The organism is Dietzia sp. DQ11-38-2, from assembly GCF_014145055.1.
In the GTDB taxonomy this organism is placed as follows: Bacteria; Actinomycetota; Actinomycetes; order Mycobacteriales; family Mycobacteriaceae; genus Dietzia.
In genome coordinates this window covers 6,618-9,256 of sequence record NZ_JAALDW010000150.1, presented here as the reverse complement: position 1 = coordinate 9,256, position 2,639 = coordinate 6,618, and the positions used below count along the sequence as shown (strand labels likewise).

The 2,639-nt window shown below is 69.6% G+C and carries 4 protein-coding genes; 1 reads left to right on the top strand and 3 read right to left on the bottom strand.

The annotated features are described in order from the left end of the window. On the bottom strand, positions 1-325 hold a 325-nt coding region (locus G6026_RS05955; protein ID WP_182612547.1), incomplete at its 3' end, for an enoyl-CoA hydratase-related protein. Positions 326-448: 123 nt separating this feature from the next. Here G6026_RS05955 and G6026_RS05950 point away from each other — a divergent pair. Then, positions 449-1,198 carry a GntR family transcriptional regulator gene (locus G6026_RS05950; protein WP_194305838.1) on the top strand — a complete coding sequence of 250 codons (750 nt, stop codon included), beginning with the start codon at positions 449-451 and terminating at the stop codon, positions 1,196-1,198. Positions 1,199-1,274: 76 nt separating this feature from the next. Here G6026_RS05950 and G6026_RS05945 read toward each other — a convergent pair whose 3' ends face one another. Both G6026_RS05945 and G6026_RS05940 read right to left on the bottom strand, forming a co-directional pair. Further along, positions 1,275-2,129, bottom strand: a complete 855-nt coding sequence (locus G6026_RS05945) for an oxygenase MpaB family protein (RefSeq protein ID WP_231750416.1) — start codon at positions 2,127-2,129, stop codon at positions 1,275-1,277. 47 nt (positions 2,130-2,176) lie between these two features. After that, positions 2,177-2,639, bottom strand: a 463-nt coding sequence (locus G6026_RS05940; RefSeq protein WP_206682008.1) for a hypothetical protein, incomplete at its 5' end; no start/stop codon positions are given.

The window sequence follows — 2,639 nt, the reverse complement described above, 5'->3', positions numbered from 1 at the left end:
CGTTGACCGCGGCGATCACCGGCACCGAGACGGGGTGCTGCATCATGCCCGCGAACCCCCACTGGCGGTTCTCCGCGGGGAAGATGTCCTCTCCCCGCGAGAGGGCCTTGAGGTCCGCTCCCGCACAGAAGGACTGCTCCCCCGAGCCGGTGATGACCACCACCCGGATCTCCGGGTCCGTGTCGGCCTCGTGCAGGGCCCGACCCAGGAGAGTGCTCACCTCGCCGTTGACGGCGTTGCGCGCCTCGGGGCGGTCGAGGGTGACGAGCAGGACGTGATCGCGGCGCTCGCTGCGTACGGCGGGCCGGGTCTCGGGGGAGGTCATCTCCCCAGTCTCACCCGGCACCCGCGCCATGAGGGGCTTTTCCGGGTTCATTCGATATATTTGATTTCGATTCCCGGCCGCGTCCCCCGGCCGGTCCTCTTCACCGGAGATGGGGTGTCGGAAATGGCCGCAACACGACTCGCGCAGCGCCCACAGCTGTCAGAAGAGGTCGCCGACCACGTGCGGACCCGGATCATGAGCGGCCAGGTGCGCCCCGGGGACTTCATCCGGTTGGACGAGACCGCAGCCGCCCTCGGGGTGAGCGTGACCCCGGTGCGGGAGGCCCTCCTCACGCTTCGCGGAGAGGGGTTGGTGGACCTCGTCCCGCGACGCGGATACCTCGTCTCGCCGATGAGCAGGCAGGACGTCGAGGACATCTTCTGGCTGCAGGCGGAGTTGTCCAGGCGGATCGTCGACCGGGCCATCACGCGGTTCGACGAGTCGGCCCTCGATCAGCACGCCCGCCTGGTGGAGGAGTTCGAGGCAGCGGCCGCGGCGGGCGATCCGGACCGCGTGGTCAGTGCGCAGTACGCCATCCACCGCTCGATCAACCGGGCGTCCCGCTCCGACAAGCTGTCCCGGTTCCTCAACAACGCCGCGCGCTACATGCCCTATCGCCTCTACGCGGACGATCCGGCCTGGCGCGCGGCCGCACTCGTGGACAACCGGCGGATGCTCGAGGCGCTGCGCACCGGGGATGTGGAGACGGCCCATGCGGTGATCGACGCCGAGTTCAGCAACGGGGCCGATCTGCTCATCGCCCATCTCCAGCGCGCCGGCGTGTGGGACGAGGAGCGTGACAGTGACCGGGCGGAGGAGGGGGAGGACGACCGTGTGGGGGGCAGCGTCGCGACATCGATCGCTCCGGCCTGACCCGCGACGACGTCAGGCCGCCCCGCTCCGCTCCGCGCCGCTCCGCGCCGGGGCGGGGCGGGGCGGGGCGGGAGCGTCACATCAGCGGTCGTCCGGTCCGCAGGCGCCACCTGAGCTCGAGCAGCAGGACGCGGTAGGTGAGCGTGCGCACCGGCCACGGCAGAAGTCGATTGGCCGCCGCCGTCACCTCGAGGAACCGCTCGAAACGGCGCTGATCCCGTGGGTTCCACGGCAGCCCGAGTGCGTCCCGGAACTCGCGGTGCAGGAACCCCGTGGTCACCCACTTGTTCAGTCTGCCGAACAACACGGTCGTGGGCTGCGGCAGCATCCGGAGTTCGGCGAGCCCCACCAGGTGCTCGCGGACCGGGTCGTCGAATCGGATCCGCGACATCCCCTCACGCCAGTAGTCCTCGAACTCCGTACGCGTGGACGGCCACTGCTCGGGCCGCACCTGGAGCGTGGTGCCCAACGTCGGTGCGGAGAGGTAGAACGCCTCTCGATCGGAGTCGGTCATCGGACCGTGCAGCCACTCGAACGCGTCCTCGAATCCGACGTAGAGGCATGCCGCCACCCACATCTGCAGCTCCGGATCGAGGGCGCTGTAGGTCACCGGGCTGTCCGGGGTGGAGTGCACACGCCGATGGATCCGGGTGACCTCCTCGCGGTAGATCCGCTTGTCGTCGTCGCTCCCCAGGGTCGCCACCGCCAGGTACTGGAAGGTCGTGCGCGCGCGCTTGAGCGGGTGCTTGTAGACGTTCCCGGTGTCCACGCGGCTCTCCCGCACACCCCAGCCGATCTCCGGCCAGGACAACTGCATGATGACGTTGGCCACTCCGCCGGCGGCCCCGATGGAGTCGACGGCGTCGGCGACCCCAGGGGGGACGGCCCGGGGAACCGGGGCGGCGGGAGTGCGGTGGAGTTCGGTGATCACGGGTGGTTCTCCTTCGGTTCGGGCTGGTCGTTCGGATCAGCCGGGGGTCAGGCGAGTTCGGCGGAGTCGAGCAGCCAGCGGTTCCCTCCGCGGACCAGGGTCACGACCATGCGGCTCGCGTCGACCCGGCCCTCGGGCACGGTGACGTTGGTGATCTCCTGGTCGAGGAACACCAGGACGACGGCCCGTTCGGTGTCGACGCTCTGGACTCCCGCGTGGGTGACGGTCCCGGTCGAGGTGCCCTGTCCGTTCGCGAGCAACTCGCGCAGCCCCTCGGACACCTCGCGATAGCGGTCGGCGAACTCCGGGGTGGATTCCGCCACGACCGCCTCGATGTTCGCGTCCACGTCGGCGTGGTCGTAGGACGCGAGCTGGACGACCAGGCGGGTGGCGTCCTCGGCCGCGCTGCGTCGGAGTTCGTCCTCCCGGTGGTCAGACCTGACTTCCACAAGTTGACGCTGTTCTGCTGCTTGGGATTCCGGTTTGCGCTGGTAGGGCGAGTTCTGTGCT